Source organism: Oribacterium sp. (assembly GCF_057249185.1).
On sequence record NZ_DBHIGR010000190.1, the window covers coordinates 1 to 3,944 of the forward strand.

A 3,944-nucleotide genomic window follows, 5' to 3' on the forward strand; every position below is an offset into this window, starting at 1 on the left:
GTATTTTATTCTAAAAATCTTAATCTTATGCTTGACTATTAATAGTTAGTCTTTCGTGGGAGAGAATAGAGAGATTTCTTCATTTTCATAAAAACAAGTTATATGAATTACGGTATAATGTTCTTATAGTAATCTTTGCTTTCTTATTAGGCAAGAACAAGTGAAGTTTAAGAAAAGAGTTTTGAGAGAAATGGAGAAACAATGGAAGAATTTAAAACAATGAGGCGGTTTAAGCAGGAAATTTCTAAAGAAGAGTGTATTCAAGTTTTACGGGAAGCCCCCAGAGGAGTCATGGCTTTTCATGGGGAAAATGATTATCCCTACGCTATTCCCCTAAACCAGTTTTATGATGAGGAAGACGGAAAGCTCTATTTTCACGGTGCGAAAGAAGGATTGAAATTGGATCTGCTAGCTAAAAACAATAAGGTTTGCTTCAACATCATGGACTCCGGATTTAAAAAAGAAGGAGAATGGCCTTGGTATATTCGTTCCGTACTTTGCCTTGGAAGGGTGGAAGCTGTAGAGAATCAGGAGAAGGTGATAGAACAATGCAGAAAACTGGCGGAAAAATTCTACCCGACGAAGGAGTCTATCGAGAAAGAAATTGAAAAGGCCGGTGCAAGAGTTAATATGCTTTGCATGACGATTGACAGGATGACAGGAAAGCTGGTGAAGGAATCTTAAGTTCATTTTAATTTTCCATGGAAGGAGGAGAAGATGAGTCGAAAGGAAGAAATTCAAAATGCCTATCAATCCGTGGGCAATCATACCGGCTTTTATGACGGAATGATGACCTATGGAAATTTTGCAGGAAAGTTATTATGCCGTTTAGTATGGAACATGGATAAGGAGAAAAATCTTTATTATCGGAATAAGGTCTTATCCTTCATTCCTAAGGACTTTTCCGGAAGGCTTTTGGAAATTCCTGTGGGTACGGGAATCATGACTCTTCCCTTATATAAGGGGCTTCCTAATGCAGAGATTGTCTGTATGGACTATGCGCCGGAAATGATGGAGCCGGCAAAGGAGAGGGCGACATTACTGGGGATAGAGAATATTCATTTTCAACAGGGAGATGTGGGAGCTCTTCCTTTTCAGGCGGAAAGCTTTGATATCGTTTTATCCATGAACGGTTTCCATGTTTTTCCGGACAAGGAAGCGGCTTATCAGGAGGTATTTCGTGTATTGAAACCGGGAGGGATTTTTTGCGGTTGTTTTTATGTGGAAGGAGGCGTAAAAAGAGCCGACTGGTTTGCCAAGCATATTTATGTTCCAAAAGGTCTGTTTACACCACCCTTTGAGACGGAAGAAAGTTTAAGAAAGCGGCTTATGGAAAGCTACACAGAGCTTTCCGTGGAGAGGGTTGAAACGGTGGCTTGCTTTTCCTGTGTAAAAAAATAAATTCATGATTGTGACCTTTCCTTTCTGTTCTCCGTCTTGATAGGAGAAGGGAGCTAAGGCAAGGCGGAAATTTTGTCTACAGAAGATGTGGATTTTGGCGTATAATAGGGAGGTATAAAAATGTTTTTGTCTTATCCCAGACAGCGGATAGGAAAAGTCGGGAAAAATTAAGCAAGCCGTAAAGCGTGAAGAAGGACAAATAGAATTCCTGATTTTTAGAGTAGAAATAGGGGAAAATATGCTTGTTACAAAAAAGCTAAGCAACGATAATACATGGATTAATATTAACTCGGATGAAATTACAAAGCATTCCAAAGTATACGAGGAATATGATATTGATCCGAAAACGCTGGAGTATGCTTTGGATGAAAATGAGCATGCCCACATGGATTATGATCGGGAGGACGGAACCGTTACCTTTATTTACAGTGTTTTGGATCTGGAAAAGGATAAGGAATATTATGAGACGGTTCCTCTTACTTTTATTGTGCAAAAAAATCGACTGGTGACCATTAGTAATGAGGACAATGTGTATATCATTCAGAAGATGTGCGATTATGTGGATGGAAAAGAGAATCTATCGATTTATACACTCCTTTTTGCAACACTGGAGATGATTTCCAATGCCTATTATCCGATTATTGAACGCTTGGATAAGCAGAAGGATGAGATAAATCATTTGCTTCGGCAAAAAACCACGAAGAAAAATCTTTATGCTCTTTCCGACTTGGAGGTGGGCATGATTTATTTACGATCTGCTGCAACGCAAAATCGTCTTTTGCTGGAACATATCCAGGCCCACGCCATTTATCGTAGCTTCAACGAAGAAGAGTCGGCACATTTCGATGATGCCATGGTGGAGGCCAGACAGCTGGTTTCCATGACGGATTTACTTTCCACTGTTGCCCGTCAGCTTTTAGATTCTTACAACAATGTTTTGAATAATGACTTAAATAACAACCTGAGTACCTTAACCATTTTTGAAATTTTACTCAGTGTGTTGGCGGTTATCACCGGATTCTTCGGCATGAATGTTCCCCTGCCGTTTATGAATGAACAAAGGGCATGGATTATGATATGCATTGTCAGCGCTCTGGTCTGGGTGATTTTAACCTGGGTAATGCGCTGGATTATTAGACGAAGATAAAGGTAAGGATTTAGGGATATGGAAGACCAAAAGATTATCGCTCTGTATTTTCAAAGGGCGGAGACTGCGATTTTAGAAACCAAAAATAAATACAGCCGATTGCTTCTTTCCATTTCCTATGGGATTTTAAAAATCATGGCGGATGCGGAGGAGTGTGAGAATGACACTTACTTAAAAACCTGGAATGCCATTCCACCGAAACAGCCGGAGAATCTGCCGGCTTTTTTGTCGAAAATCGTTCGGAATCTTTCTTTAGACCGCTATGACAGTTTACATGCGGAAAAGCGTGGGGGAGGAGAAGTTCCTGTGGTGCTGGAAGAGCTGTCGGAAGTCCTTCCGGATAAAGCACCGATTCCGGGAGAGGGTAATGAGCTGTCGGAACTAATGGACTCTTTTTTGCATACATTGAAGCCGGAGAGCAGAAATATTTTTATGAGAAGATATTGGTTTATGGATTCCGTATCGGAAATTGCGGAGGAATCCGGCTTCGGTCTTAGTAAGGTGAAAATGAGTTTAAGCCGCACACGGGAGCAGCTTAAGCTTTTCTTAGAGCAGGAGGGATATCGTTTATGAAAGAGGACAGCAAGCGACTGCTTCGGGGAATGACAGAGGTAAGTGACCAATATATTCTGGAAGCGGAGGCATTTTACCAAAAGAAGGATGAACAGGACCCGGTAAGAGAAAGGCAAGAAGATAGCGTAGAAAAAGAAAGCATAGAAAAAGAAAAAAAGATTATCAAAATGCAGGAAGCTAAGAAGAGGAAATTTATTACCCTTCCTCGGGTTTTAGGATTTACTGCTTCCATAGCCGCTGCCTGCTTTGTTTGCTATATCGGAGTATTCATGTTTTTTGCTCCCAGAGCAGCCAAACCAAGCTCTGTAATGCTGGAGGGAGCACAAGGGGAGAACTCCGGTGGAGCACAGGATAAAGCGGAAGAATTTGCAGCGGAGAATGGAGAGCTGAAAGAAAACTCTGCCGGTATAACCGCCAAGGGACGGAGCGTAGAAGAAGTTGAGTCAATGCAGCAGGCTACAGAGCTTACCGGTTTTACCATGAGTATTCCGGAGGGAAAAGCTCCTTATACCGAAAAAACCATCAGCGTAATCGGAGAGGATATGATTGAAGTGGCTTATTCTAAGGAAGAGCCCTTTGCAGTAGGATACTCCATCCGAAAAGCAAGAGCTGAAGGGGATATCAGTGGAGATTTTACGGAGTATCCGGACATCCGAGAAGTAGATTTCGAAGGAAGGAAAGTCAAGTTAAAGGGTGAAGCCGGAACATGCTCTTTAGCATTATGGGAAGAAAATGGCTTCAGCTATGCGGTAAAAGCACAGGAGAATCCTATGACGGAAGAGGAGATTTTGGAAATTGTAAAGGCGGTGGAGTAAGAGATTCG

General features: G+C 41.5%; 5 protein-coding genes. All 5 read left to right on the forward strand.

Going from position 1 to position 3,944, the window contains the following annotated elements; translation table 11 throughout:
• Positions 1-201: 201 nt before the first annotated feature.
• Positions 202-684, forward strand: coding sequence for a pyridoxamine 5'-phosphate oxidase family protein (locus ACO4PX_RS09110; protein ID WP_485572348.1), 483 nt, complete (start codon positions 202-204; stop codon positions 682-684).
• 33 nt (positions 685-717) lie between these two features.
• Positions 718-1,401 (forward strand): class I SAM-dependent methyltransferase, encoded by a 684-nt coding sequence (locus tag ACO4PX_RS09115; protein WP_485572349.1) that lies wholly within the window; start codon positions 718-720, stop codon positions 1,399-1,401.
• A 238-nt stretch (positions 1,402-1,639) separates the two neighbouring features.
• Entirely contained in the window at positions 1,640-2,548 is a 909-nt protein-coding gene (locus ACO4PX_RS09120; protein ID WP_485528363.1) for a magnesium transporter CorA family protein, read from the forward strand.
• 18 nt (positions 2,549-2,566) lie between these two features.
• The gene (locus ACO4PX_RS09125; protein ID WP_485572350.1) at positions 2,567-3,121 is read left to right on the forward strand and encodes an RNA polymerase sigma factor; all 555 of its coding nucleotides are present in this window, start codon (positions 2,567-2,569) and stop codon (positions 3,119-3,121) included.
• A complete protein-coding gene (locus tag ACO4PX_RS09130; protein ID WP_485572351.1) occupies positions 3,118-3,936 on the forward strand; it encodes a DUF4367 domain-containing protein in 819 nt (272 codons plus the stop codon). The genes ACO4PX_RS09125 and ACO4PX_RS09130 overlap by 4 nt, the downstream gene beginning before the upstream one ends.
• Positions 3,937-3,944: the final 8 nt, after the last annotated feature.